The organism is Duganella sp. GW821-FHT01E12, from assembly GCF_059422325.1.
In genome coordinates this window covers 76,562-101,025 of sequence record NZ_JBWKWR010000009.1, presented here as the reverse complement: position 1 = coordinate 101,025, position 24,464 = coordinate 76,562, and the positions used below count along the sequence as shown (strand labels likewise).

The window sequence follows — 24,464 nt, the reverse complement described above, 5'->3', positions numbered from 1 at the left end:
CTTCCAATGGCGAGCGCACGAGGCGCGTCAGGAAACCGCCGCTTCCCTTCGACAGGAAGCGGCACTACACAACGGTGCTACGGCCGATATCAGAAGGCGTAGCGGGCGCTGAACTTCACGGTGCGCATCGGGCCACCGACCGAGTTTGGCGTGCCGAGGTTTTTGTTGTCGCCACCCAGGCGGTTCTGCGGATTGCCGGGACCACCGCCCCAGCCATCGTAGCCGCCGTAATTGACGCTGTTGAACAGATTGAGCACATCGGCGCGCAGCGACACTTTGCCGTAGCGGAAACCGACGTCCTTCGACACGCCGACATCGATCTGGTGGAAGGCGCTGCCGTTGCCCTTGGCCGATACGCAGTGATCGAAGCCGGTCGAGCAATCCGTGATGCGGTAAGGCAGACCGGAACCCAGCGTCAGCTTCCCGGACAACATCAGCCCGAACGGCAGCAGGCCGTCGCTCACGCCGGCCACCACCAGGCGATGGCGTTCGACATCGGTCGACGGGTTCCAGCCGGAGGTATTGCGGCCGTAGGTCCAGTTGAAGATATCGTTGGTCCATTCCTTGTTGGTGGTCTCGCCGCGGCTGTAGGTATAGGTCGCGCCCAGGCTCCAGGTGGAGGCCTTGGTGTACGGCTTGTCCATCTTCAGGTAGGCCGAATCGGTTTTCGCTTCGCTGATGAAGTCACCCAGGATCAAGGTGCCGAATCCCGGCACGGAACCCCACAGGGGATCGATCGGGCTTTGCGTGCCCCAGCCGCCCTGCGGATCGCGGTTGCCGCCGAACCAGTTGAACTGATTGTGGCTGCGCGAATTGGTGTAGCCCGCCTCACCGTTCCAGATGCCCAGCGCCTGGCGCAGGCCGAAGCTGAACTGGTCGGTGTAGGCCATCTTGTGATCGCTCTTGATCATCCAGACCTCGCCGCCGCTCTGCGCGTTCTTCTGCGATTCGTCCAGCGCGTGGTTGGCGATGGTGCGGTCGTACGCCCTGCCCCAGCCGGCGAACAGCACCGAGGCGCGGTCGCCCTTGATGTCGTAGGACAGGCCAAGCCGCGGCGCCCACGCGCCCTTGAACGGCTTGCGGTTGCTGCCGGTGCTGATGTAGTCCTTGATGTTGATGCCGCCCTTGGCCAGCGACTGCGCGTAGGTCTGGCCGGCCGGCGCGCCGTCGCGCGGGTCCTGCTTGTCGAAGATGGCGACGCGGTCGGCCGGCGTGACATAGCTGTTGTTGAGCATATTGTCTTCGTAGTCGTAGCGCAGGCCAAGATTGAGCAGCAGCTTGTCGCTGGCCTGCCAGTCGTCCTGGAAGTACAGGCCGTACTGGTTGTTGGCGAAGTCCACGCCGCTGGCGGGGATGGCCTTGTCGGTGCGGATGATGCTGGCCAGGCCGGACACGGTGTCGATGCGCTCATAGATCTGGTCCACCGCGCGCGCCGTGCCGGACAGGTCGTAGGTGATGTGCTTGACCTTGACGCCGCCCTTCATCGTGTGGCCGGCCATGCCGGTGTAGGTCAGGTCGTCCTGCAGCAGCGTGCCGCTTTGTTCGCGGAACTGGTTGTTGGGCGAACCGCCGACGATGATCACGTCGACCACGTTGTTGTCGGTATTGCTGGGCGAGACCTGGTAGCGGATGTACGGCTTGTTGGCGTTCGAATGCGGATTCCAGCTGTATTTTTCGTAGCCCAGGCGCGCTTCGTTGAGCCAGCGGTCGTTGCTCCACTCATGCTTGAAATCGAAGCGGTCCTCGTTGTTGCTGCGGTTGAGGACATTCTCGGCCACGCTCAACTTGGCGTCTTCCGGTATCAGGTCGGTCTCGCGGCGCACGCGGGCGGTGGCCTCCACGCGCTGGTCGCGGTCGATCTGCGCGTCCACCTTCAACAGGAACAGGTTCTCCTTGAACGACGATACCGACGGCCCCTGTTGCGCCAGCAGTCCCGGCACCACGCCGGCATTCGGCAGCAGGTCGGTGCGCTGTGCGACCACCTGGCGCGGACTGTCGATCTTCTTGCCTTCATACGCGAAGAAGAAGTGCGCCACGTCCTGCTTGATCGGGCCACCCAGCGTCACGCCGTATTGGTCCTGCGACGACGCCGGGCGCGATATGCCCTGGCGCTCGGCGGACTTCTGGAACGGATCGAGCGCGGTCAGGTTGGTGCCGGTGTGGTCCCAGAACACGTCGCCGTGCAGCTCATTGCCGCCGGACTTGGTGACGGCGGTGATGGCCGCGCTGGACACCTGGTCATACTCCGCCTTGTAGTTCTGCGAGATGACCTTGTACTCGGCCACCGCCGATTGCGGGAACGGGTTGCCCCGGCTGGAATCGAGGCCGGACACGCCGCCGCGCAGGATGTTGTTCTTCTGGCTGACGCCATCGATGAAGACGTTGACGTTGTCCTGGTTCTGCGCGCCGCTCTGCACCTTGACGTTGCCGCTGTTGTCGACGTTGAAGCGCACGCCCGGCGCCAGGTCGGCGAAGGACAGGAAATTGCGCGTCACCTGCGGCAGCTTCTCGATCTGCTCGCGCGAGACCGAGGTGCCGATCTCGGAACCGGCGACGTCGCGCCGCGTGGCCGATCCGGTGATGACCACCTGCTGCACGCCGCCCTGCATGGCCAGGTTGACCTGGCTGGTCTGGCCGACGCTGACGGTGACCAGCTCCGCCTTCTGGTCGCCGACCTTGATCTGGTAGGTGCCGGGGGCGACGCCGCTCAGCACATAGCTGCCGTCCGCGCGCGTAACGGTGCGGTAGACGTAGCCATTGAGCTGGTTGGTGGCGCTGACGGAGGCGCCGGCGGAAGGCGACGCGTTGGCGGCCGTGACCTGGCCCTGGATGGTGGCGCTGCTCAGTTGCGCGCCGGCGTGCGGCGCGGCCAGCAAGGCGGCCGCCAGCGAGGCGGCCATGATGGAAAGGCGTAAAGCAGGCAAGTGCCGTGGGTTTGATTTCATGTTTGTCTCCTGATTTTTGTTGTGTAGATCTAGGGCATGAAGCGGAACTGCGGTTTATGTGGGTGTGCTCTCCCCCGTTGAAGCGCGTGCCACCAGCTCTGCACCCAGCGTCTGCGCGCCGGCCGACACGCTGCCCGGCTGGCCGATCTTGGCGACCAGGCCTTCCAGCGCCCGCACACCCAGATCGGCAATCGGAACTCGAACGGTTGTCAGCGCCGGGCTGACATACCGCGCAATCGGAATATCGTCGAAGCCCGCCAGGGCCATGTCGCGCGGCAGCTGCAGGCCGCCCTGCTTGAGCGCCAGCAGCGCGCCGATGGCCATCATGTCGTTGGCGGCGAACAGGGCGTCGGGACGCAGCGCGGCATCCATCTCCAGCAGCACCTGGCCGACCGCCTGGCCGGACTGCTCGGAGAAGTCGCCTTCGTAGACATGTTCGGCTGCGCCGGGCGCCAGTTCGGCCAGCGCGGCGCGGTAGCCGCGCAAGCGCTCCTGGGCCTCGAAGTTGCCGGACGGCCCGGCCAGGAAGGCGATGCGGCGATAACCGCGCGCCACCAGATGCGCCACCATGGCATGCGCGCCGCTGTAGTTGTCGACCGAGATCGATGGATACTGGGTGCCGCCGGCGGCGGTGTTCATCAGCACGATGGGCAGGTCTTCCGGCAGGTTATCGGACAGGAAGGCGGCATCGACGTGCGGCGACATCACCAGCAGGCCGTCGACGCGGCCGCGCATGGCGCGGATGGCCAGCGCCGCCTCGTCGGCGTCGCCGTGCAGGCTGGAGACCATCAGGTGCAGGCCGCGCCGGCGCGCGGCGCCGTCTATGCCGCGTATCATCTCCGAGAAGAATTCGCCGTACAGGTCCGGCAGCAGCACGCCGATGGTGTTGGTGAAGCTGGTGGTCAGGCTGCGCGCACCCACGTGCGGCATGTAGCGCATGCGCTTGACCACGGCCAGGATGTGCTTGCGCGTGTCGTCGGTGATGCTGGCGTGGCCGTTCAGCGCGCGCGAAACGGAGGCGACGGAAACGCCCGCTTCCTGTGCCACGTCCTTGATAGTGATAGCCATCGAGTGCCTTTGAATGAATGTAACCGGTTACATTTTGTTCAAAAAGAAAACCGGCTACCTTGTGCGAGGAATGTAACCGGTTACATTTGATATCGGAAAGTCTACCTGTCTTTTGTCGAGTCTGTAAAGCGATTTTCACAATATTGCACTACCCTGTTAAGATTGGTATTTTTACAACCACCGCATGCGATGAAGACTTTTTTAGCCGCCACCCTGCTGTTGACCTCCGCCGCCGCCGGCGCCTTCGAACGCCAGGACTGGCTGGACGACTATGCCGCGCTGAAGACGGCGCTGGAGCAGCGCTACGCCAACCTGGCGTGGTTTGCCTCGCCACAGGGCGGTGTCGACCTGCCGGCGCTCGACAAGCGCACCCGCCGCCTGCTGGAGACTTCCGAGGACGAATCCATGGCCAGGGCCGCGCTGTCGGCCTTCGTCAGCGGCTTCCATGACGGCCACTTCTCCTCGGCCGGCGCGGTGCTGCAAGCGAAGATCGCACAGCCGCTGACGCTGCCCAAGGTCGACTACTCGCGCCTGAACGCCACGCAAGCCTGCGCCGCGCTGGGCTACGGGCCGGTGCGCGGCGCAGCGTTCTCGCTGCCGTTCGAGAGCCTGCCAGGCGCGGTGCTGGAAGCCGACGGACTGACGCGCGCCTTCCGCTCCGGCGTGGTCGCGGCACCGGACGGCACGCGCCTCGGCGTGCTGCGCATCCCCCGCTTCCGCCCGCAGGACGCCTCCCCCGCCGCCTGCGAGCAGGCCTGGTCGGAACGCCAGGCCAAGGGCGCGATGAGCGAGGCCGACGTGAAGCCGGTCAAGGAGGCTGCCAACGCGGCCTGGCTGCGCACGCTGGCGGCGCAGCTGCGGCGCTTCCAGGAACAGAAGGTGGCGGCGGTGATCGTCGACGTCGGCGGCAACCCCGGCGGCAACGACACCGGCGACTGGGCGGTGCGCCTGCTCACCGGACGCGACGTGCATTCGGCGCGCATGATGATGAGCGCAGCGCCGCTGGCGGCCATGTATTTCGATGAACAGCTGGGCGGCCTGCGCAAGGCGCAACAAGAGCAGGACGCCACGCCTGAGGCGCAGGCCATGCTGGAGCAGTCGATCGCCGCGTTCGAGGCGCGCAAGGCCGGCATCGCGGCGCGCGGCTGCGACCTGTCGTGGGTGTGGAGCGAGCAGCGGCCATGGCAGCCCAACGGCTGCAGCCGCCTGATCGAAGCGGGCTACGCCAGCGGCCAGGCCGCGTATCTGCCGCCCAAGGCCTTCGGCAACCTGAAGATCGCCTCCAGCATCTACTGGGCGGCCGAGGTGGACGATCTGCGCGGCGCCTGGACCGGCCCGGTGTATGTGCTGACCGACGGCGGCACGGGATCGTCGGCGGAGATGTTTTCCGCGCTGATGCAGGATGCGGCCGGCGCGCACATCGTCGGCCGCGCCAGCGCCGGCGACGGCTGCGGCTTCATGGCCGACGCGCCGCCGGTGGTGCTGCCGCATTCGCGCCTGCGCTACCGCCTGCCCAACTGCGTGCGCCTGCGGGCCGACGGCAGCGACGAGGTGGCCGGCGTCAAGCCCGACCTGCCCGTCCTGCCGGCCGAAGGCGAAAGCGACCGCGAACGCGCCTGGCGCCTGCTGGACACGGTGGCCGCCGACCTGCGCGCCCGCGGCGCCAAGCCTTAGAGGGTCTTGACGAACTCGCGTATGCCGCCCAGCAGCATCTCGATCGACATCGCGGTCAGGATCAGGCCCATCAGGCGTTCGAAGGCGGTCATCACCTGAGGGCCCAGCACTTTCTGCAGGCGCTCGGCGCTGAGGAACACGGCCAGCCAGACCACGCCCACGGCCGCCAGCGCGGCCACGTGGACCAGCACCTCGCCGGTGCTCTCGCGCGAGAACAGCAGCACCGTGGCCAGCGCCGACGGCCCGGCCAGCGCGGGGATCGCCAACGGCACGATGAACGGCTCACCGCCCTCCGTGCGGCCCAGCACGCCGTCCGGGTGCGGGAAGATCATGCGGATCGAGATCAGCAGCAGGATCACGCTGCCGCCGATGCGCAGCGACACTTCCGACAATTGCAGCGCGGTGAGGAAGTGACGGCCGAAGAACATGAACACCAGCAGCAGCACGAAGGCGATCGCGCATTCGCGGATGACGATGCGCGAGCGGCGCGCCACCGGGACGGGGTTGAGCACGCTGGCAAACAGCGGCACGTTGCCGAACGGGTCGGTCACCAGCAGCAGCAGGATGAAGGTCTGGAAGAAGTTCTGGGTCATGGCATCTCGGGATCAAAAACAAAAAACGGGAGCCGAAGCTCCCGTTTGCAGTGTACCACCAGATTCAGCTTATGCCGATTTGCGGCGGCGTGCTACCACACCCATCAGGCCCAGGCCAGCCAGCAGCATGGCGTAGGTTTCCGGTTCTGGTACTGGCTGCGCATACGTGTAGGTCACGTTGGCGTAGCCGTTGAAGGCCGTCACGCTGAGCGATTTGGTGTTGCCCGAAGTGCCGTTGAAGGCCGAGGTGGCGGTGCCAGCCAGATTGGCGTGCACGGTGCCCGCGCCGGAGAACAGCGCCAGCGTGCCGGCGTCCGAGAACACTGCCGAGTTGCTGAACAGCGTGGCGCCAGGGGCGTAGGTGGCACCCGACGCGCCGCCGTAGTTGGCGACGCCGTCAAACGCCGCTTCGACGAAACTGTTGGCAACGGTACCTTGCAGTACAACCAGCGTGCCGGTCGCAGCGCTCAACACCAGCTTTTCGCTGGCGCTGGCAACGATCGTCGAGCCAGAGCTGGTGCTCATGTTTTCCACTTTCAGCGTCGGCGTGAAGGAGCTGAACAGCTCAACTTTCACCGATTGCAGGGTGCCCAGCGTGGTGTCGAACTTGGTCAGGTCCAGAACGCCGTTGCCCACTTTGGCGTTGGCGATGACGTTGGAATTGACGGTGACGGTGTGGCTGGCAGCTTGGGCAGCAGCGGCACCGCTGAGGGCCGCGATGGCGACGAGAGTTTGAGTCAGTTTTTTCATGTTCTATCCGTAGTATGATCCGGTGTATCGGCAGGCGTATCGTGATGAGGGGGCTCAGGCCTTGCGCGATTTGCGCTTGGCGGCCACGCCTACCAGGGCCAGGCCAGCCAGCAGCATGCCGTAGGTTTCTGGTTCTGGTACAGGAGCGGCGGTGTAGGTGTAAGTCACCTTGCCGTAGCCGCCAACCTTGGTCATGAAGTCCGCTTCGACGCCATCGCCGTTGGCCTGGGTGAAGGCCTTGGCTGCGAACAGCGTAGCGACGCTGCTGTTACCGGTGAACAGCGACAGATCGCTGGCGCCGCTGAAGCTGGCGCTGTTCGACATCGTGTAGGAATTGTTCAGGGTCAGGGTGCCGTTGCCGTCGATAGTCGCGTCCTGGTTCAGCAGCGGAGCCGAAAACAGTACCAGGGTGCTGCTGTCCGGACGGTTCAGCCAGACGTCCACGCTCAAGCTGACAGGAACGGTGATTGCATCGGCATTGTAATTAGCCAGGTCAACCTTGCCGGTCACGTCGGCGAACAGATCGAACTTAACGGAGGTCAGCGTACCCAGCGAAGCGTTGAACTGTGCGAAATTCAGCACGGCGGTCAGGTCGGTCTGGGTGCTGGCGATGACATTGCTGGTGAAGGTTTGGGTTGCGGCCGATGCCGCGGCGGAGACGAAGCAGCCTGCTACGAAGAGAGCTTGTGCGATTTTATTCAAATTCATAAGTATTCCAATTCAGATTATTTTTTTCACAGGGATTTTTTTTTGCCCAGCTAAATTACGTGGCGTGGCTAAAAAAAATCGCTTCCGCCAAACCTTAGGCCAATCTTAACACAAAATGTCCTATTTGCATTTCTTTTTGCACATGTAAGAGAACGAATTTGCAACTATAGTTGCCTTAAAGTATTTATTCGATGTCTACGACGGACAAATAAAAAAAGCGGCCGGCGGCCGCTTTTCTGTGAGGCAATAAAACGGCTTAGTTACCGCTCTCGCCCTTCTTGATCCAGGCCGCCAGCTGGTGCGGACGGATGCCGTCGTAGTCTTCGAACGGCTGGTGGATCCATGGGTTGTGCGGCAGTTCTTCCATCTGGTAGTCCGGCTTGAACACCGAGCTGCCCTTGGTCCAGATCACCGCCGAACGCACTTCGGTCACGCCTTCGAAGTTGTCCTTCAGGTGCTTCATCACCTTGACCAGGGTCACGCCCGAATCGGCCAGGTCGTCGACCAGCAGGATGCGGCCGCTCAGCGGGCCCTTGGTCATCGTCATGTATTTGGCGATGTCCAGGTCGCCGCGCACGGTGCCGGCTTCCTCGCGGTACGAGCTGGTCGACAGGATCGCCAGCGGCACGTCGAAGATGCGCGAGAACACGTCGCCCGGACGCACGCCGCCGCGCGCCAGGCACAGCACCTGGTCGAACTTCCAGCCCGACTCGTGCACCTTGAGCGCCAGGCGCTCGATCAGGCGGTGGTACTCATCCCAGGAGACCCAGAGGTGTTTTTCGTTGGTTTGTGGGGTCGTCATTTTTATGCAATCCTTTTGTTACTCGAATGGATGACGCAGCACGATCGTTTCTTCGCGATCCGGGCCGGTCGATACCATGTCAACCGGCACGCCGACCAACTCTTCGATACGTTTGATGTAAGCGCGGGCGGTGGCCGGCAGCGCCGCCAGCGACTTGGCGCCCACGGTGCTTTCGGTCCAACCCGGCATTTCTTCGTACACCGGCACGCAACGGGCGGCTTCTTCAGCGCCGGACGGGAAGATGTCCACGGCCACGCCGTCGATGGTGTAACCGGTGCACAGCTTCAGCGACTCCAGGCCGTCCAGGACGTCCAGCTTGGTCAGGCACATGCCCGTCACGCCGTTGATCTGCACCGAACGGCGCAGCAGCGCCGCGTCGAACCAGCCGCAGCGGCGGGCGCGGCCCGTCACGGTGCCGAATTCGTGGCCCACTTGCGCCAGGTGATGGCCCACGCCGGCATCGGTAGGCAGTTCCGAAGGGAACGGGCCGGAGCCGACGCGGGTAGTGTAGGCCTTGGTGATGCCCATGATGTAGTGCAGCATGTTCGGGCCGACGCCGGCGCCGGCGGCGGCATTGCCGGCCACGCAGTTCGACGAGGTGACGAACGGATAGGTGCCGTGGTCGACGTCCAGCAGCGAACCCTGCGCGCCTTCGAACAGCAGGTTGGCGCCGGCCTTGTGCGCGGCGTACAGCGCGCTCGACACGTCGGTGACCATGGGACGCAGGCGCGGCACGTAGGCCAGCGCGTCTTCCAGCGTCTTCTGATAGTCGACCCTAGGGGCCTTCAGGTAGTGCTCCAGCACGAAGTTGTGGTAGTCCAGGTTCTCGGCCAGTTTTTCGGCGAAGCGCTTTTCGTTGAGCAGGTCGGCGACGCGGATCGCGCGGCGCGCGACCTTGTCTTCGTAGGCCGGGCCGATACCCTTGCCGGTGGTGCCGATCTTGGCTTCGCCGCGCTTGGCTTCACGGGCCAGGTCCAGCGCCGAGTGGTACGGCAGGATCACGGGCGCGGCGTCCGACACCTTCAGGCGCGACGCGACTTCGACGCCGACCTTTTCCAGCTTGTCGATCTCGCGCAGCACGTCCGGCACCGACACCACCACACCGTTGCCGATGTAGCAGGCCACGCCCGGGCGCATGATGCCCGACGGGATCAGCTGCAGCGCGGTCTTGACGCCGCCGATGACCAGCGTGTGGCCGGCGTTGTGGCCGCCCTGGAAGCGGACCACACCCTGTGCATGATCGGTCAACCAGTCGACGATCTTGCCCTTACCTTCATCGCCCCATTGGGTACCGATGACGACGACGTTTTTTGCGTTTTTCTTTGACATCACACTAACCTAAGTTTTTAAGAATCCAGTTGCTACCATTATCGTCGAGAACCAGAGCGCGGTCGCACTCGAACTCGTCCAGCTCGTTGCTGTGACCCGGCAAACTTTGGATCACGACTTCGCCGGACTTGCGCAGTTCGGCGATTTTTTCCTTCAACTCCGGCGCGTTGCCCCACGGTGCGCGGATCGAATGCTTGCGCTCCGCGGTCGGCAGCAGGCGCGCCAGTTCGCGCAGGTCGAGCGAGAAGCCGGTGGCGGGACGCGCCCGGCCGAAGGCCTCGCCTACGTGATCGTAACGGCCGCCGCGGGCCACCGCGTTCGGCAGGCCCGGCACGTACAGCGCGAACATCGCGCCGCTTTCGTACTGGTAGCCGCGCAGGTCGGCCAGGTCGATCGCGACTTCGGCGCGGTCGATGGCGGATGCGGCCAGCGCGGCCAGCTCGGCCAGCGCCTTGGCGATGCCAGGCAGGTCCGGCAGCACTTCGCGCGCGCGCTTCAATACTTCGATGTCGCCGTACAGATTCGGCAGCGCCAGCAGCGCGTCGCGCACGGCCGGCGAATAATTTTGCGTCAGCGCCTGCAGGCCCGGAACGTCTTTGGCGCGCAGCAGCAGGTACAGCTGGGCTTCATCCTTCTGCGCGACGGCGTCGCATTCGAGGATGGCGCGCAGCACGCCGACGTGCGTCAGGTCCAGCCGCACTTCGGTGAAGCCGGCCAGGGCCAGCGAGGCCAGCGCCAGTTCCTGGATCTCGGCGTCCGCCTCCAGGCCGGCATGGCCGTAGATCTCGGCGCCGATCTGCAGCGGCTCGCGGGTGGCGTGCAGGCCCGACGGACGGGTGTGCAGCACGCTGCCGGCGTAGCACAGGCGGGTGACCGAGGCGCGGTTGAGCAGGTGGGCGTCGATGCGCGCCACCTGGATGGTCATGTCGGCGCGCAGGCCGAGCATGCGGCCCGACAGCTGGTCCACCAGTTTGAAGGTGCGCAGATCGGTATCCTTGCCGGCGCCGGTCAGCAGCGACTCCAGGTACTCCAGCAGCGGCGGCATCACCAGTTCATATCCGTACAGACGGAAATTATCCAGCATCAGACGACGCAACTCTTCGATCTTGCGTGCTTCCGACGGCAAAACGTCGGCGATATTCTCGGGCAAAAGCCAATTCGGCATGGGGAGGCAGTTTAAAAATGAACAATGTGGCGCACGCGCCGAGGCCCGTGAAGCGGAAGGCCGAACCTGATATTTTACGCGAAAATGCGTTGCGGGAGGGGAAAAAGATACGCCGGGGAGCCTTTCGGCGCCCCAGCGCGGGCCGGACTTTGCTTTCCTGCTTTACTTCTTGCCGGCGGCAGGGGCGGCCGGGCCGGCTGCGCCGGAGCTCTTGAAGTACTTGAAGAAGTCCGAGCTCGAATCCATCACCATCACGTCGCCGTGGTTCTTGAAGGTTTCGCGGTAAGCCTGCAGGCTGCGGTAGAACTTGTAGAACTCGGGGTTCTTGCCGAACGCTTCGGCATAGATCGCCGATGCCTTGGCGTCGCCCTCGCCGCGGATCTGCTCGGCGTCGCGGTAGGCTTCGGCCAGGATCACGGCGCGCTGGCGGTCGGCATCGGCGCGGATCTTCTCCGATTCGGCGTTGCCGGTCGAGCGCAGCTCGTTGGCCACGCGGGTGCGCTCCGCCTTCATGCGCTCGTACACCGAGTTGTTGATCTGCTCGACATACTCCACGCGCTTGAGGCGCACGTCGATGATCTCGACGCCGATCTGGGCCGATTCCGCCACCACCTTGGCGCGGATCGCCTCCATCACCTTGCCGCGCTGGCCGGAGATCACGTCGCCCACGGTGCGCTTGGTGATTTCCTCGTTCAGCGCCGCCTTGACGATCTGCGACATGCGGTCGCGCGCACGGTTCTCGTCGCCGCCGAAGGTCACGTAGTACAGCTTGGGCTGGTTCTCGGCGCGGCCGATGCGCCACTTGACGAAGCTGTCGACCAGGATGTTCATCTTCTCGGCCGTGATGAAGCGCTCGGCGTCCGGGGTCTCGATGGTCATGATGCGGTTATCGAGGTAGACCACGTTCTGGAACGGCGGCGGCAGCTTGAAATGCAGGCCCGGCTCGCGTATCACTTCCTTGATCTGGCCCAGCGCGAACACGATGGCGTACTTGCGCTGGTCGACCACGAACATGGTGGACGACAGCAGCAGGAACGCGACGAAGGCCGCAATGAGGGTACTGGCTATGCGGTTCATTAACGACCCTCCCGTTCACGTAAGGCGTCGCGGGCGCGTGAATCGCGCTGGCGACTGACTTCCACCTGCGGCATCACTTCGGCCGGCAGCGCGGACGACGGCGTCGCGGCGGCGGCCTGGGCGGCGGCGCGGGCCGCGGCGGCGGCGCTGTCGGTGGCCGCGGCCTGGGCGATCAGCTTGTCGAGCGGCAGGTACAGCAGGTTGCTGCCCGACTTGGCGTCGACCATCACCTTGCTGGCGCTGGAGAATATCTGCTGCATGGTTTCCAGGTACATGCGGTCGCGCGTGACGCCCGGCGCCTTCTGGTACTCGGCCAGCACCTGCTTGAAGCGCGAGGCGTTGCCGGTGGCGTTCTCGGTGATCATGGAGCGGTAGCCCTCGGCTTCCTGCAGCAGGCGCGAGGCGCTGCCGCGCGCGCGCGGGATCACGTCGTTGGCGTAGGCCTGGCCTTCGTTCTTCTGGCGCTCGCGGTCCTGCCCTGCCCTGACGGCGTCGTCGAAGGCCACCTGCACCTGCTCCGGCGGCTGCACCGCCTGCAGCGTCACGTTCGACACCAGCACGCCGGAGGCGTAGCGGTCGAGGATCTGCTGCATCAGCTGCTGGGTTTCAAGGGCGACCTTGTCGCGGCCCTCGTACAGCACGAAGTCCATCTTGTTCTTGCCGACGATTTCGCGGATCGAGGTCTCGGCCACCTGGCGCACGGTTTCCTCGTCGTCGCGGTTGTTCATCAGCCAGGCCACGGGGTCCTTGAGCTTGAACTGCACGGCGAACTGGATGTCGATGATGTTTTCGTCATCGGTGAGCATCAGCGATTCGCGCGCCTGCTTGTTCTTGATGTTGTTGCGGTAGCCGATCTCCACCATGCGCATCTGCGAGACCTTGACGGTTTCGTCGCTCTGGAACGGATACGGCCAGCGCCAGTTGAAGCCGGAGCCGGTGACGTGGCTGACCTTGCCGAAGGTGTAGACCACGCCGGTCTGGCCTTCCTGCACGATGAACGAGCCGCTGGCAAGCCAGATCAGCGCGATCACCGCGCCGACCGCGCCGGCGGTGGCGCGCATGCCGGCCAGGTCGGGACGACCGCCGCCATTGCCACCGCCGCCGCCGTTGCCGTCGGGGCGGTTCTTCTGGCCGAAGAAGCTGTTCAGGCGCTGGTTGAAATCGCGCCACAGCTGCTCCATGTCGGGCGGCCCTTCGCCGGGCTTCTTGCCTTCATTGGCTTGCGGCTTGCGGTCCTGCTTGTCCGAGCCCCAGCGGGGATCGTTCAGCGACAGCTTCAAGCCGAGACGTTTCATAAGTGACGAGACACGCATTAGTGTGATCCGACATGAGTGAGGGTGGGACTGCTATCCGGTTCCGCTGCTTCTACGCCTGCTTCTTCGCCGAGTTCTTCGTCCGCTTCCCCGCCGGTGTCGTAGGCCTGATTGAGCCGGGCACCCGGCGCGCTCTTGGCCCATTCGACGATGGCACCGCGCAAAAGGTCCAGTCCTTGACCGGTGCGCGCGCTGAGGAAAACGCGGGAAATCTTATCATATTCATCCCGCTCGACCGAAGGCTCCAGCCCGGCGGCGTCGATCTTGTTCCACACCAGGATCTGCGGAATGTGGTCGGCGCCGATTTCCTTGAGCACCAGGTTGACCTGCTCGATCTGCTCCATGCGCACCGGCGACGAGGCGTCGACGACGTGCAGCAGCAGGTCGGCGTGGATGGTCTCCTCCAGCGTGGCGCGGAAGGCCGCCACCAGCTGGTGCGGCAGCTCGCGCACGAAACCGACCGTGTCCGAGATCACCACGTTGCCCACTTCCTGGCCCATGTAGACGCGGCGCGAGGTCGTGTCCAGCGTGGCGAACAATTGATCGGCGACATAAACCCCGGCCTTGGTGACGGCGTTGAACAGCGTCGACTTGCCGGCATTGGTATAGCCGACCAGCGACACCGAGAACGTCTGGCTGCGGCCGCGCGAACGGCGCTGGGTTTCATGCTGCTTGCGCAGCTTGTCCAGGCGCGCGCGCAGGGCCTTGACCCGCTCGCCGATCAATCGGCGGTCGGTCTCGAGCTGGGTTTCGCCGGGGCCGCGCAAACCGATGCCGCCCTTTTGACGCTCAAGGTGGGTCCAGCCGCGGATCAGGCGCGTGGCCAGATGCTGCAGCTGGGCCAACTCCACCTGCAGCTTGCCCTCGTGGGAGGCGGCGCGCTGGGCGAAGATGTCGAGAATCAGGCTGGTGCGGTCGAGCACCCGGATGTTCAGGCGCTTTTCCAGGTTGCGCTGCTGGGCCGGCGAGAGCGCGTGGTTGAAGATGACGATTTCGATGCCGTGATCCTGCACGGCAAGGCCGATCTCGTCGGCCTTGCCGCTGCCGACGAAATAGGCGGCGTCCGGTGAGGAACGCTTGGCCGTGATCGTCGTCACCGGTTCCGCACCTGCTGAACGGGCCAGCAGGTTCAGTTCCTCGACGCTGGCGGCAAAGTCGCCTTGACCGAAATCGATACCGACTAGGGCTGCGCGCATACGACGGTCAAGGCTGGACGAGTTGAAAAGAAGCAGTGTTGCAAGCGCTTATTCCGCGTCGGATTCAATGTTGAGGTTGACGGCGCGTGCCGGTACCACGGTGGAGATGGCGTGCTTATAGACCATCTGGGTCACGGTGTTACGCAGCAGTACGACGTACTGGTCGAACGATTCGATATGGCCCTGCAGCTTGATGCCGTTGACCAGGTAGATCGAGACAGGAACATGCTCTTTGCGCAAGGCATTGAGGAATGGGTCTTGTAACAGTTGCCCTTTGTTGCTCATAACAGCTCCATTTTATGTTGTTGTGTTGGAATTGGAGGCGAAACGCTTAATTTCAAGTACGTGGCCCAGCGAAAGTCAAACAATTTTCGCTGAAACACCGTTCGCCAAGCCGGGAATGGTGCTTCTAAGCCACTGTAACCTGTTTTTGCCTTTTTTGCAGGGCACACCTGCAAAAAAAACCGCTTATTTCGACTGAGTTTTTGCGAACGGATTCTTACCGGTGCGCAGTTCGATGCGCAGCGGCGTGCCCACCAGCTGGAAGGTGTCGCGGAAATGCTTTTCCAGATAGCGTTTGTACGGCTCGCCGACCGCGTCCAGGGCGTTGCCGTGGATGACGATCACCGGCGGATTCATGCCGCCCTGGTGCGCATAGCGCAGCTTCGGACGGATCGAACCCTTGCGGCGCGGCTCCTGCTTCTCCACGGCCTCGATCAGGGCGCGGGTCAGCTTCGGCGTCGACAGGTTGCACATGGCGGCGGCGTAGGCCGCGTCCACCGACTTCATCAGCGGGCCGATGCCCTGCGACTTCAGCGCCGAGATGAAGTGCATCTTGGCGAAGGACAGGAAGTCGAGCTTGCGGTCGATGTCGATCTTGATTTCATCGCGCTCATCGCTGCGCAGGCCGTCCCACTTGTTGACGGCGATCACCAGCGCGCGGCCGGTCTCCAGCACGAAGCCAGCGATGTGGGCGTCCTGCTCGGAGATGTCCTGCTGGGCGTCGAGCATCAGCACGACCACGTTCGCTTCCGAGATCGACTGCAACGTCTTGACGACCGAGAATTTCTCGATCGCCTCGAACACCTTGCCGCGGCGGCGGATGCCGGCCGTGTCGATCAGCGTGTACTGCTTGCCTTCGCGCTCGAACGGAATCTCGATCGAGTCGCGGGTGGTGCCCGGCATGTCGAAGGCGATCACGCGCTCCTCGCCCACCAGGGTGTTGATCAGCGTGGACTTGCCGACGTTCGGGCGGCCGACCAGCGCGATCTTGATGCCGTGGTCGGTTTTTTCCAGTTCCTCGGGATCTTCCGGACGCTGGGCGAAGGCCAGGTCCAGCGCCTCCTCCACCAGGTCGGCGACGCCGTCGCCGTGGGCCGAGGAGATCGAGTATGGCTCGCCCAGTCCCAGCTCGTAGAAGTCGGCGACCACGGCGGTGTAGCGCATGCCTTCCGACTTGTTCACGACCAGCATGACCGGACGGCCGCTCTTGCGCAGGAAGTCGGTAATGGTTTTGTCATGCGGCGTCAGGCCCTGGCGGCCGTCGACCAGGAACACGACGATGTCGGCCTCGGCCACGGCCTGCTTGGTCTGCAGCGCCATCTGGTGCATGATGCCTTCCTTGGCGACCGGCTCGAAGCCGCCCGTGTCGATGACGAGGAAGGGACGTTCGCCGACACGGCCCTCGCCATAGTGACGATCTCGCGTCAACCCAGGCAAGTCCGCCACCAGCGCATCGCGCGAGCGGGTCAGACGATTGAACAAGGTCGATTTCCCTACATTGGGTCGACCCACTAGTGCGATTACCGGCTTCATTTTTTACTCGACCGCGAGAGCGGTCACTGTCCCTGATTGGGTTTGGAAAATCAAATTCGTGCCGGCGATGACAGGGTCCGATTGGATCGGGCTGCCATCGGTCGCGGCGCGACCTATAAGTGCGCCATCTTCCCGCGACAGGAGATGGACGTAACCCTGGTAGTCGCCGACGGCCACTGCGCGGCCGTAGGAGACTGGCGTCGACAGGCGGCGGTAGGCCAGCTTGTCGTTCTTCCAGGCGTTGCTGCCGTTTTCACGGCTGTAGGCTGCAACTTCGCCTTTGTCGTCGGAGACGAATACAAAACGCTGGTCCACCGCCACGCCCACGTCGGACGAGGTTGGCTTGCTCCAGTGCGGCGCGCCGGTCTGGGCGTCGAAGCAGGCCACGCGGCCTTGGTAGGACACGGCGCAGACGTCTTTTTCCAGGATCACCGGCGTGCCGGCGATGTCGGTGACGCGTTCGAGCTCGGTGGCGCCGCGCGGTTCGCCGACCACCACCTCAAAGCGCGCCAGGCCGGTGGCCAGCGTCAGCGACAGCAGCTTGCCGCCCGGCTGGGCCACGTACACGTTAGGGCCGTTGATGAGCATGCCCGGCGCGTTGCGCAGGGTCAGGGCCGGCGTCACGCGCGGCACGGTCCAGCGTTTGACGCCGGTCTTGGCTTCGTACGCCGTGATCTGGTTGTCGACGCTGCGCACCACCACCACGCCGCCGCCCACCACCGGCGAGGACAGCACCTCGCTGGTCGCCTGGGCCTTCCACAGCGGCTTGCCGTTGGCGTCGAACGCGAGGATAACACCCTTGGCGCCGCCCACCACGGTCACTTCACCGTCGCTGCCGACGCCGGCCGTGAGGTCGGAGCCGGTCTTGACGCGCCATTGCTCCTTGCCGGTGGCTACGTTCAGGCGCGCCAGCGCGCCGTCGGCGTCGGCCACATACAGGCTCTCGCCCACCAGCGCCGGGGTGAAGACGGCGGTGCCGGCCTTGCCCATCGAGTATTTCCAGACCGTCTTGGGCGTGGTGCCGCCCTTCAGTTCCACCAGCGGCGCCGGCAGGTTCTTGGTTTCTTTGGACGAGAACAAGGAACAACCGGCCAACATCGCAAACACGCTTGCAGCAATAACTTTTTCGGTAATACGCATTTTTTAACCTTGATCTGGAGGCGCCGCCGATGCCTGGCATGGCCGGCGCCGATGAATTACGCTGCGTCCTTGGCGGCCGGCACGGAGCCGCCGATGGCTTCCAGCTTCAGCTGGATCAGCTGGCGGCCAGGGTTCTTCTTGTCGGTCGCTTCCAGCGCGGCCTGGTAGGCGGCGCGGGCTTCGGTCAGCTTGTTCTGCGCGGCCAGGATGTCGCCCTTGCGGTCGGCCACCGAACCGGCGAACTGCGGCGCGACTTCGCCGGCCAGCACTTTCAGCGCTTCGTCATAGGCTTTCTCGTCCAGCAGCAGGCCGGCCAGGCGCACCTTGGCCACCGCCTTGAACTCGTCGGCGCCATGCTCCACCGCCCATTGCAGCTGGGCCTTGGCCGATTTCAGGTCGCTCGCTTCGAAGCTGCTCTTGGCCGCCACCAGCGCGCTCATCGAGGCGTACGAGGTGCTGCCGAATTTGCTCTCCATGTCGCCGGCGGCGCGCAGCACCTTGACGTTGTCCTTCGCTTCCACCGCCGCTTGCAGCTCGTCGTACAGCGCCGACGCCTGCGCGGCCTGGTTGCGCTGGTAGTAGTTCCAGCCGGTGAAGCCCGAGTACGCGGCCAGGCCGGCGATCAGCACCCACGAGGTCAGGTTGCCGTATTTGTCCCACCACGCCTTGAGGGTCGCAATTTGTTCTTGTTCTTCGAGATCGTATGCCATGTCAGTTCGTCTACTCGTTATAGGTTATAAAAAAACGGCTTAGTGATTGCAATGCTCGTCGTGCACGTGGTGGTGATGGTCGCCGCTGTCGGTGATCTGGTCGACCACGAAATCGACGACGTCGTCGAACGGCACCGTGGACTGCTGCTGGCCGCCCTCTTCCGCGCGCATCGCCTTGACGCTGGCGGTGTGGTTGGCCACTTCGTCCTCGCCGATGATGACGGCGAAGGTCGCGCCGCTGCCGTCGGCTTTTTTCATCTGCGTCTTGAAGCTGCCAGGGCCGTTGGCGGTCGAGGCGTGCATGACCACGTCCAGGCCGGCGTCGCGCAGGCGCTCGCCCAGCACGAAGGCCTGCAGCTGCGCGGCCTCGCCCTGGTGCACCAGGTAGACGTCGCACTGGTCGGGCGCGTCCGGCTCGCCGGCTTCCTTCATCAGCTCCAGCAGGCGCTCGATGCCCATCGCGAAACCGACGGCGGGCGTCGGCTTACCGCCGAAGGAGGCGATCAGCGGATCGTAGCGGCCGCCGGCGCACACGGTGCCCTGCGAGCCCAGTGCGTCCGTCACCCATTCGAACACGGTGCGGTTGTAGTAATCGAGGCCGCGCACCAGGCGCGGGTTGATCACGTACGGGATGTTGTTGTGGTCGAGGATCTTGCGCACGCCGTTGAAGTGGGCCAGCGATTCCTCGCCCAGGTACTCCAGCAGCTTCGGTGCGGCGTTGACCATCTCCTGCATCGCCGGGTTCTTGGTGTCGAGGATGCGCAGCGGGTTGCTGTGCAGGCGGCGCTTGGCTTCGGCGTCGAGGATGTCCTCGTGCTTCTCCAGGTAGGCGATCAGGTCGACGCGGTGGCGCGCGCGCTCTTCGGCGTCGCCGATCGAGTTCAGTTCGAGGCGGATGTTTTCCAGGCCCAGGTCATCCCACAGGCGGCGGCACATCATGATCATTTCGGCGTCGACGTCCGGGCCGTTGAAGCCGACCGCTTCGCAGCCGAACTGGTAGAACTGGCGATAGCGGCCGCGCTGCGGACGCTCGTGGCGGAACATCGGGCCGGTGTACCACAGGCGCTTGGGACCTTCGTAGACCAGGTTATGCTCGATCACCGCGCGCACCACGCCGGCCGTGCCTTCAGGGCGCAGGGTCAGCTTGTCGCCGTTCATCGAGTCCTCGAACGAGTACATTTCCTTTTCCACGATGTCGGTCACGGCGCCAATGGCGCGCGAGAACAGCGCGGTGTTTTCCACGATGGGCGTGCGGACCTGCTGGAAGCCATAGCTCTGCACCACCGATTGCGCGGTGTTCTCGAACAGCTGCCACAGATGCGAATCGGTCGGCAGGATGTCGTTCATGCCTTTGACGGCGGTGATTTTTTCAATTTTGGACATATTCTTGGCTGTAGTTCTTTTTCACGTAATTCAGTACGATTTCCTGGAACTCTTCGACGATGCGCTCACCGCGCAGCGTGGCGAACTTGGCGCCGTCGACGAACACCGGCGCGGCCGGCGATTCGCCGGTGCCCGGCAGGCTGATGCCGATGTTGGCGTGCTTCGATTCGCCGGGGCCGTTGACGATGCAGCCCATCACGGCCACGTTCATCGCCTCCACGCCCGGGTAGGTCTTTTTCCATTCCGGCATCTGGTCGCGCAGATAGGTCTGGATGTTGTCGGCCAGTTCCTGGAAGGTGGTCGAGGTGGTGCGGCCGCAACCCGGGCACGCGATCACCATCGGCGTGAATTTGCGCAGGCCCATGGTCTGCAGGATCTCCTGGCCGACCACCACTTCCTTGGTGCGGTCGCCGCCCGGTTCCGGCGTCAGCGAGATGCGGATGGTGTCGCCGATGCCCTCCTGCAGCAGCACCGACAGCGCGGCCGTCGAGGCGACGATGCCCTTGCTGCCCATGCCGGCCTCGGTCAGGCCCAGATGCAGCGGATAGTCGCAGCGCTTGGCCAGCTCGCGGTACACGGCGATCAGGTCCTGTACGCCCGAGACTTTGCACGACAGGATGATCTTGTCGCGGCCCAGGCCCAGTTCCTCGGCGCGCACGGCGTTCTCGATGGCGGAGGTGATCAGCGCCTCGTACATCACCGCCTGCGCGGACCACGGCTCGGCGCGGCCGGCGTTTTCGTCCATGATGCGGGCCAGCAGCGCCTGATCCAGGCTGCCCCAGTTGACGCCGATGCGTACCGGCTTGTCGTAGCGCGCGGCCACCTCGATCATCTGCGCGAATTGCGTGTCGCGCTTGGCGCCCTTGCCGACGTTGCCCGGATTGATGCGGTACTTCGACAACGCCCTGGCGCAGTCGGGATACTCGTTGAGCAGCGTGTGGCCGTTGTAGTGGAAGTCGCCGACCAGCGGCACGTCGATCTCCATCTTGTCCAGCTGCTCGCGGATGTAGGGCACCGCCGCCGCCGCCTCGGGACGGTCCACCGTCAGGCGCACCAGCTCCGAACCGGCGCGCGCCAGTTCCTTGATCTGGATGGCGGTCTCGATCACGTTGGCGGTGTCGGTATTGGTCATCGACTGCACCACCACGGGGGCGTCGCCGCCCACCCAGATCTTGCGCTGGCCGTGCGAAACCAGCACGCTGCGGCTGGCGCGGCGATTCGATGGTCCCGAAGGAATAGCTGTTTGCGTTGAAGACATGATCGTTCTATTCGTACTCGTTTATTTGATGTTCACGCGCGAGATCGTGCCGCCGGCGACCGGTGGCAGCGGCAGCGGCGCGCCGCCCAGCGTGGCTTCCACGCCGGCCGGTTTGCCGACGATCAGCAGCGCCGGGTCCTTGATGTCGAAGGTCTCGGTGCTGCCGGCCTTCACCAAGCGCGAAATCAGCGGCGTGGTGCCGGGGCGGCGGATCTCGACCCACGAATCCTGCGTCACCTTCAGCACCAGCTGGTTGCCGCTGGCCGCCACCGGCGCGGCGGCTGGCGGCGACACCTGCGCCACTGGCGCGGCCGGAGCCGGCGCTGCTGGCGCCGGGGCTGGCGCGGCGACCGGTGGCGTCGTTTGCGCGGCGGCTGGTGCAGCGGCCGGTGCGGCATCGTTGCTGGTCCCGCCAGGCGGCGGCACGGAAATCAGCGGCACGCTTGGCGACTGCAACGGCGCGCTCTCCTGGCCGGGCTTGACCAGCGTGGTCTCGATCGGCGCGACGGCGACATCGGCCGGCTTGGATGCCTCGGCGGCCGCGCTGGCCGGCGCTTCCTTGTCCGCGCGCTGGAACAGCGTGGCCGGAATCAGGCCGGCCTGGTAGGCGTACGCGCCGGCGGCGGCAACCACCACCACGGCCGCAGCGCCCACCAGCCATGCGGTGGGAGTTGACGAACGGCCCGTCATCGACGGGAAGCGCGACTCGGTGAAGGTGGCGGCGATTTCCTTGCGCGGCGGCGCCGCTTCATGGCTGGTCGGCGAGATCACTTCGATCATCGCCACCAGCGGCGTGGCGTCCAGCTTCACGACCTTGGCGTAGGCGCGCACGAAGCCGCGCACCACGGCCATGTTGGGCAGCGCGGCGTAATCGCCCGCTTCCAGCGCCTTGACCTGGCGCGGCGCCAGTTTCAGCTGGTCGGCTATCTGTTCGACCGTCAGTCCCATCGCTTCGCGCTGGGCCGCCAGTTGTGCTCCGGGCGTGGCCAGGCTGCTGCCCTGGTCCTTTGGCGGTTCTGCCCACTCTGAATTCATTGGTATCCCTGTCTCACTCATCAAACGCCCCACGTTGATAAGCAGCATACTCGGCCGAACCGGGGTGGTGGCGGCGCAATTGCGTCGCCCAGCCAGCTTCCGCACCGGTGTCGCCCAGCTTATGCTGCACCTTAATCCCGAGCCACAGCACATCGGCCGTCAGGCTCTCCATCTTTGCCACCTTGTTCAGACGGGTAATGAAGAAATTGGCGCGCATATAATCGCGCTTTTCAAAATATACCCGCGCCAGATTGGCGTTGGTGGCCGGCAGGTCGGGCGTCAACTGCAAGGCTTGCAGCAGATAACGCTCCGCGCTGGCGTAGTCCTTGATCTTCAATGCGCAGGAACCGGCATTGTTCGCGGCGTTGGCCGGCGAACGGTAGGCGTGGTTGGCCAGGGCCGCGTCGAACAACGGCAGCGCCTCGGCCACCCGGCCAGCCTGGCACAGGAAAGATCCGTAATTGTTGGCCAAATCCGGGTTGGCCGGCGCCAGCTTGCGGGCGCGCACGAAGTTGTCCTCGGCCAGGCCCTGCTCGCCCATGGCCTGGTAAATCAGGCCGCGCATGCCGTAGCCGTCGGCGTAGGACGGGTCGGCGACCAGCGCCAGCTTGACTTCGTCCAGCGCGAACGTGTACTGGCCCTGCTCGTAGTAGCCGACCGCCAGCTGCATGCGGATCTCCACCTTGCGCTGGGCCGCGGTCTGGTCCGACACCGTGGTCAGCTCGGCCTGGCCGCTCTTGCCGCGTTCCGCTCCCGGCGACGCGCAGCCGGCCAGCGCCCCGGCCGCGCACAAGGCGGCGAGACTGAGCCGGCTCCGCTGCGCCAGGAAGGTCATCAGGAACGGATCTCCACGATCTTGCCGAAGTTGGCGCCGAATTTCTGCTGGTACTCGGCCATCTTCTCCATGCGCTGGGCCACCTTGGTGCGGTCCTGGACTTCGCCGGCCAGCTGGCCGCAGGCGGCGTCGATGTCGTCGCCGCGCGTCTTGCGGATGGTGGTGACGATGCCGCCGTCGACCAGGATCTGGGCGAAGGCCTTGATGCGCGGGTTCTTGGAGCGCAGCAGGCCCGACTCCGGGAACGGGTTGAACGGAATCAGGTTGAATTTGCAGTTGACGCCGAACTCGCGGTCCTGCACCAGGGCCAGCAGTTCACGGGCGTTCTCGTCGGAGTCGTTGACGCCGTCGAGCATGCAGTACTCGAAGGTGATGAAGTCGCGCGGCGCAAATTCCAGGTAGCGCTTGCAGGCGGCCATCAGCTCCTTGAGCGGATATTTTTTGTTCAGCGGGATCAGGCTGTCGCGCAGCGGGTCGTTGGACGCGTGCAGCGAGACGGCCAGCGCCACCGGCACTTCCTGCGACAGCTTGTCCATCATCGGCACCACGCCGGAGGTCGACAGCGTGACGCGGCGGCGCGACAGGCCGTAGGCGTTATCGTCCAACATCAGCTTGAGCGCGGTGGCGGTCGGCTCGAAGTTGAGCAGCGGCTCGCCCATGCCCATCATGACCACGTTGGTGATCTGGCGTTCGCCCTTCGGGCCCGGCTCGATGCCCTTGGTGCGGCGCAGTTCGAACTCCGCCATCCACAGCTGGCCGATGATCTCGCCCACGGTGAGGTTGCGCGAGAAGCCCTGCTTGCCGGTCGAGCAGAAGCGGCAGTTGACGGCGCAGCCGGCCTGGGTGGAGATGCACAGCGTGCCGCGGTTCTCTTCCGGGATGTACACGGTTTCGACCGCGTTGCCGTTGCCGACGTCGACCAGCCATTTGCGGGTGCCGTCGGTGGACGTGTGGTCGCTGATGATGGCCGGCGCCGTGACGTGGGCGCGGGTTTTCAGTTTGTCGCGCAGCGACTTGGCCAGATCGGTCATGCTGTCGAAATCCGACGCGCCGAATTGGTGGATCCAGCGCTGCAGCTGCTTGGCGCGGAACGGCTTCTCTCCCAACTCGGCGCAATAGGCGATGAGCTGCGCGGGATCGAAGTCCAGCAAGTTGGTCAGAGGTGCGTTCATATTCAGGTTCAAAACAGTACTAATCATTTATTCCGTTTCCGCACCGCGGCGCGGAAACGGATCTACTAAAAATTACTTACCGAAGAAGTAAGCGATTTCAACTGCTGCGGCTTCGACAGCGTCGGAACCGTGAACAGCGTTGGCATCGATCGAGTCGGCGAAATCGGCGCGGATGGTGCCTTTTTCAGCCTTCTTAGGATCGGTGGCGCCCATCAGTTCGCGGTTCTTCAGAACTGCGTTTTCGCCTTCCAGAGCCTGGATCATGACAGGACCGGAGACCATGAAGTCAACCAGATCCTTGAAGAAACCGCGCTCTTTGTGGGCGGCGTAGAAGCCTTCGGCCTCTTCACGCGACAGCTGCTTCATCTGAGCGGCAACGATCTTCAGGCCAGCGCCTTCGAAACGGCTGTAGATTTGGCCGATTACGTTTTTTGCAACTGCGTCTGGTTTGATGATCGACAGGGTGCGTTCGATTGCCATTTAAAAAACTCCAATA

At 64.4% G+C, this 24,464-nt stretch carries 22 protein-coding genes; 1 reads left to right on the top strand and 21 read right to left on the bottom strand.

The features are described from left to right. Window positions 1-89: 89 nt before the first annotated feature. Window positions 90-2,945, bottom strand: coding sequence for a TonB-dependent receptor (locus AC07WS_RS22745; protein WP_494731272.1), 2,856 nt, complete (start codon window positions 2,943-2,945; stop codon window positions 90-92). Between the two features lie 54 nt (window positions 2,946-2,999). Next, complete coding sequence (locus AC07WS_RS22740; protein WP_494731271.1) at window positions 3,000-4,013, bottom strand: LacI family DNA-binding transcriptional regulator; 1,014 nt, start codon at window positions 4,011-4,013, stop codon at window positions 3,000-3,002. Between the two features lie 189 nt (window positions 4,014-4,202). Here AC07WS_RS22740 and AC07WS_RS22735 point away from each other — a divergent pair, with 189 nt between their 5' ends. Beyond that, on the top strand, window positions 4,203-5,687 hold the full coding sequence (locus AC07WS_RS22735; protein WP_494731270.1) for a S41 family peptidase: 1,485 nt from the start codon (window positions 4,203-4,205) through the stop codon (window positions 5,685-5,687). On the opposite strand, the gene AC07WS_RS22730 is transcribed toward AC07WS_RS22735, so the two are convergent. The 19 genes from AC07WS_RS22730 to ndk all read right to left on the bottom strand — a co-directional run bounded on the left by AC07WS_RS22730 (window position 5,684) and on the right by ndk (window position 24,448). Beyond that, window positions 5,684-6,280, bottom strand: a complete 597-nt coding sequence (locus AC07WS_RS22730; RefSeq protein ID WP_117013366.1) for a MarC family protein — start codon at window positions 6,278-6,280, stop codon at window positions 5,684-5,686. The two genes, AC07WS_RS22735 and AC07WS_RS22730, sit on opposite strands and share 4 nt — an antisense overlap. Before the next feature lie 69 nt (window positions 6,281-6,349). Further along, window positions 6,350-7,030 carry a choice-of-anchor E domain-containing protein gene (locus AC07WS_RS22725; protein WP_494731269.1) on the bottom strand — a complete coding sequence of 227 codons (681 nt, stop codon included), beginning with the start codon at window positions 7,028-7,030 and terminating at the stop codon, window positions 6,350-6,352. A 54-nt stretch (window positions 7,031-7,084) separates the two neighbouring features. Next, the gene (locus AC07WS_RS22720) at window positions 7,085-7,738 is read right to left on the bottom strand and encodes a choice-of-anchor E domain-containing protein (protein WP_494731268.1); all 654 of its coding nucleotides are present in this window, start codon (window positions 7,736-7,738) and stop codon (window positions 7,085-7,087) included. Between the two features lie 256 nt (window positions 7,739-7,994). Then, window positions 7,995-8,540, bottom strand: a complete 546-nt coding sequence (locus tag AC07WS_RS22715) for a phosphoribosyltransferase (RefSeq protein ID WP_494731267.1) — start codon at window positions 8,538-8,540, stop codon at window positions 7,995-7,997. 18 nt (window positions 8,541-8,558) lie between these two features. Beyond that, the gene (locus AC07WS_RS22710; RefSeq protein WP_117013362.1) at window positions 8,559-9,869 is read right to left on the bottom strand and encodes an adenylosuccinate synthase; all 1,311 of its coding nucleotides are present in this window, start codon (window positions 9,867-9,869) and stop codon (window positions 8,559-8,561) included. Between the two features lie 4 nt (window positions 9,870-9,873). After that, complete coding sequence (locus AC07WS_RS22705) at window positions 9,874-11,034, bottom strand: ATP phosphoribosyltransferase regulatory subunit (protein WP_494731266.1); 1,161 nt, start codon at window positions 11,032-11,034, stop codon at window positions 9,874-9,876. A 162-nt stretch (window positions 11,035-11,196) separates the two neighbouring features. Further along, complete coding sequence (gene hflC, locus AC07WS_RS22700; RefSeq protein ID WP_494731265.1) at window positions 11,197-12,111, bottom strand: protease modulator HflC; 915 nt, start codon at window positions 12,109-12,111, stop codon at window positions 11,197-11,199. Next, complete coding sequence (hflK, locus tag AC07WS_RS22695) at window positions 12,111-13,406, bottom strand: FtsH protease activity modulator HflK (protein WP_494731264.1); 1,296 nt, start codon at window positions 13,404-13,406, stop codon at window positions 12,111-12,113. The genes hflC and hflK overlap by 1 nt, the downstream gene beginning before the upstream one ends. Window positions 13,407-13,423: 17 nt before the next feature. Continuing rightward, window positions 13,424-14,620, bottom strand: coding sequence for a GTPase HflX (hflX, locus tag AC07WS_RS22690; RefSeq protein WP_494731263.1), 1,197 nt, complete (start codon window positions 14,618-14,620; stop codon window positions 13,424-13,426). 48 nt (window positions 14,621-14,668) lie between these two features. Next, window positions 14,669-14,905: an RNA chaperone Hfq gene (gene hfq, locus AC07WS_RS22685; protein ID WP_117013357.1), complete on the bottom strand. Its 237-nt coding sequence runs from the start codon at window positions 14,903-14,905 to the stop codon at window positions 14,669-14,671. Window positions 14,906-15,088: 183 nt separating this feature from the next. Next, window positions 15,089-16,435, bottom strand: coding sequence for a ribosome biogenesis GTPase Der (gene der, locus AC07WS_RS22680; RefSeq protein WP_117013356.1), 1,347 nt, complete (start codon window positions 16,433-16,435; stop codon window positions 15,089-15,091). A gap of 3 nt (window positions 16,436-16,438) precedes the next feature. Then, complete coding sequence (gene bamB / locus AC07WS_RS22675) at window positions 16,439-17,575, bottom strand: outer membrane protein assembly factor BamB (RefSeq protein ID WP_494731262.1); 1,137 nt, start codon at window positions 17,573-17,575, stop codon at window positions 16,439-16,441. Between the two features lie 56 nt (window positions 17,576-17,631). Continuing rightward, window positions 17,632-18,285 carry a YfgM family protein gene (locus AC07WS_RS22670; protein ID WP_494731261.1) on the bottom strand — a complete coding sequence of 218 codons (654 nt, stop codon included), beginning with the start codon at window positions 18,283-18,285 and terminating at the stop codon, window positions 17,632-17,634. A gap of 39 nt (window positions 18,286-18,324) precedes the next feature. Continuing rightward, complete coding sequence (hisS, locus tag AC07WS_RS22665; RefSeq protein WP_494731260.1) at window positions 18,325-19,668, bottom strand: histidine--tRNA ligase; 1,344 nt, start codon at window positions 19,666-19,668, stop codon at window positions 18,325-18,327. Continuing rightward, window positions 19,655-20,926, bottom strand: a complete 1,272-nt coding sequence (gene ispG, locus AC07WS_RS22660; RefSeq protein ID WP_494731259.1) for a flavodoxin-dependent (E)-4-hydroxy-3-methylbut-2-enyl-diphosphate synthase — start codon at window positions 20,924-20,926, stop codon at window positions 19,655-19,657. Before ispG ends, hisS begins: the two co-directional genes overlap by 14 nt. Window positions 20,927-20,947: 21 nt before the next feature. Further along, window positions 20,948-21,961 (bottom strand): helix-turn-helix domain-containing protein, encoded by a 1,014-nt coding sequence (locus tag AC07WS_RS22655; protein ID WP_494731258.1) that lies wholly within the window; start codon window positions 21,959-21,961, stop codon window positions 20,948-20,950. Between the two features lie 13 nt (window positions 21,962-21,974). Next, window positions 21,975-22,796, bottom strand: coding sequence for a type IV pilus biogenesis/stability protein PilW (gene pilW, locus AC07WS_RS22650; RefSeq protein WP_494731257.1), 822 nt, complete (start codon window positions 22,794-22,796; stop codon window positions 21,975-21,977). Next, on the bottom strand, window positions 22,796-23,968 hold the full coding sequence (gene rlmN / locus AC07WS_RS22645) for a dual-specificity RNA methyltransferase RlmN (protein ID WP_117013802.1): 1,173 nt from the start codon (window positions 23,966-23,968) through the stop codon (window positions 22,796-22,798). The genes pilW and rlmN overlap by 1 nt, the downstream gene beginning before the upstream one ends. Before the next feature lie 72 nt (window positions 23,969-24,040). Continuing rightward, a complete protein-coding gene (gene ndk, locus AC07WS_RS22640) occupies window positions 24,041-24,448 on the bottom strand; it encodes a nucleoside-diphosphate kinase (RefSeq protein WP_090314593.1) in 408 nt (135 codons plus the stop codon). Window positions 24,449-24,464: the final 16 nt, after the last annotated feature.

Coding starts and splice junctions, on each gene's coding strand:
- AC07WS_RS22725 (WP_494731269.1), bottom strand. CDS start 7,030: ATGAAAAAACTGACTCAAACTCTCGTCGCCATCGCGGCCCTCAGCGGT.
- AC07WS_RS22720 (WP_494731268.1), bottom strand. CDS start 7,738: ATGAATTTGAATAAAATCGCACAAGCTCTCTTCGTAGCAGGCTGCTTC.
- hflC (WP_494731265.1), bottom strand. CDS start 12,111: ATGAACCGCATAGCCAGTACCCTCATTGCGGCCTTCGTCGCGTTCCTG.
- AC07WS_RS22655 (WP_494731258.1), bottom strand. CDS start 21,961: ATGAATTCAGAGTGGGCAGAACCGCCAAAGGACCAGGGCAGCAGCCTG.
- der (WP_117013356.1), bottom strand. CDS start 16,435: ATGAAGCCGGTAATCGCACTAGTGGGTCGACCCAATGTAGGGAAATCG.
- AC07WS_RS22745 (WP_494731272.1), bottom strand. CDS start 2,945: ATGAAATCAAACCCACGGCACTTGCCTGCTTTACGCCTTTCCATCATG.
- AC07WS_RS22715 (WP_494731267.1), bottom strand. CDS start 8,540: ATGACGACCCCACAAACCAACGAAAAACACCTCTGGGTCTCCTGGGAT.
- rlmN (WP_117013802.1), bottom strand. CDS start 23,968: ATGAACGCACCTCTGACCAACTTGCTGGACTTCGATCCCGCGCAGCTC.
- AC07WS_RS22735 (WP_494731270.1), top strand. CDS start 4,203: ATGAAGACTTTTTTAGCCGCCACCCTGCTGTTGACCTCCGCCGCCGCC.
- hfq (WP_117013357.1), bottom strand. CDS start 14,905: ATGAGCAACAAAGGGCAACTGTTACAAGACCCATTCCTCAATGCCTTG.
- AC07WS_RS22710 (WP_117013362.1), bottom strand. CDS start 9,869: ATGTCAAAGAAAAACGCAAAAAACGTCGTCGTCATCGGTACCCAATGG.
- hflK (WP_494731264.1), bottom strand. CDS start 13,406: ATGAAACGTCTCGGCTTGAAGCTGTCGCTGAACGATCCCCGCTGGGGC.
- ndk (WP_090314593.1), bottom strand. CDS start 24,448: ATGGCAATCGAACGCACCCTGTCGATCATCAAACCAGACGCAGTTGCA.
- AC07WS_RS22740 (WP_494731271.1), bottom strand. CDS start 4,013: ATGGCTATCACTATCAAGGACGTGGCACAGGAAGCGGGCGTTTCCGTC.
- bamB (WP_494731262.1), bottom strand. CDS start 17,575: ATGCGTATTACCGAAAAAGTTATTGCTGCAAGCGTGTTTGCGATGTTG.
- AC07WS_RS22730 (WP_117013366.1), bottom strand. CDS start 6,280: ATGACCCAGAACTTCTTCCAGACCTTCATCCTGCTGCTGCTGGTGACC.
- ispG (WP_494731259.1), bottom strand. CDS start 20,926: ATGTCTTCAACGCAAACAGCTATTCCTTCGGGACCATCGAATCGCCGC.
- AC07WS_RS22705 (WP_494731266.1), bottom strand. CDS start 11,034: ATGCCGAATTGGCTTTTGCCCGAGAATATCGCCGACGTTTTGCCGTCG.
- AC07WS_RS22670 (WP_494731261.1), bottom strand. CDS start 18,285: ATGGCATACGATCTCGAAGAACAAGAACAAATTGCGACCCTCAAGGCG.
- hisS (WP_494731260.1), bottom strand. CDS start 19,668: ATGTCCAAAATTGAAAAAATCACCGCCGTCAAAGGCATGAACGACATC.
- hflX (WP_494731263.1), bottom strand. CDS start 14,620: ATGCGCGCAGCCCTAGTCGGTATCGATTTCGGTCAAGGCGACTTTGCC.
- pilW (WP_494731257.1), bottom strand. CDS start 22,796: ATGACCTTCCTGGCGCAGCGGAGCCGGCTCAGTCTCGCCGCCTTGTGC.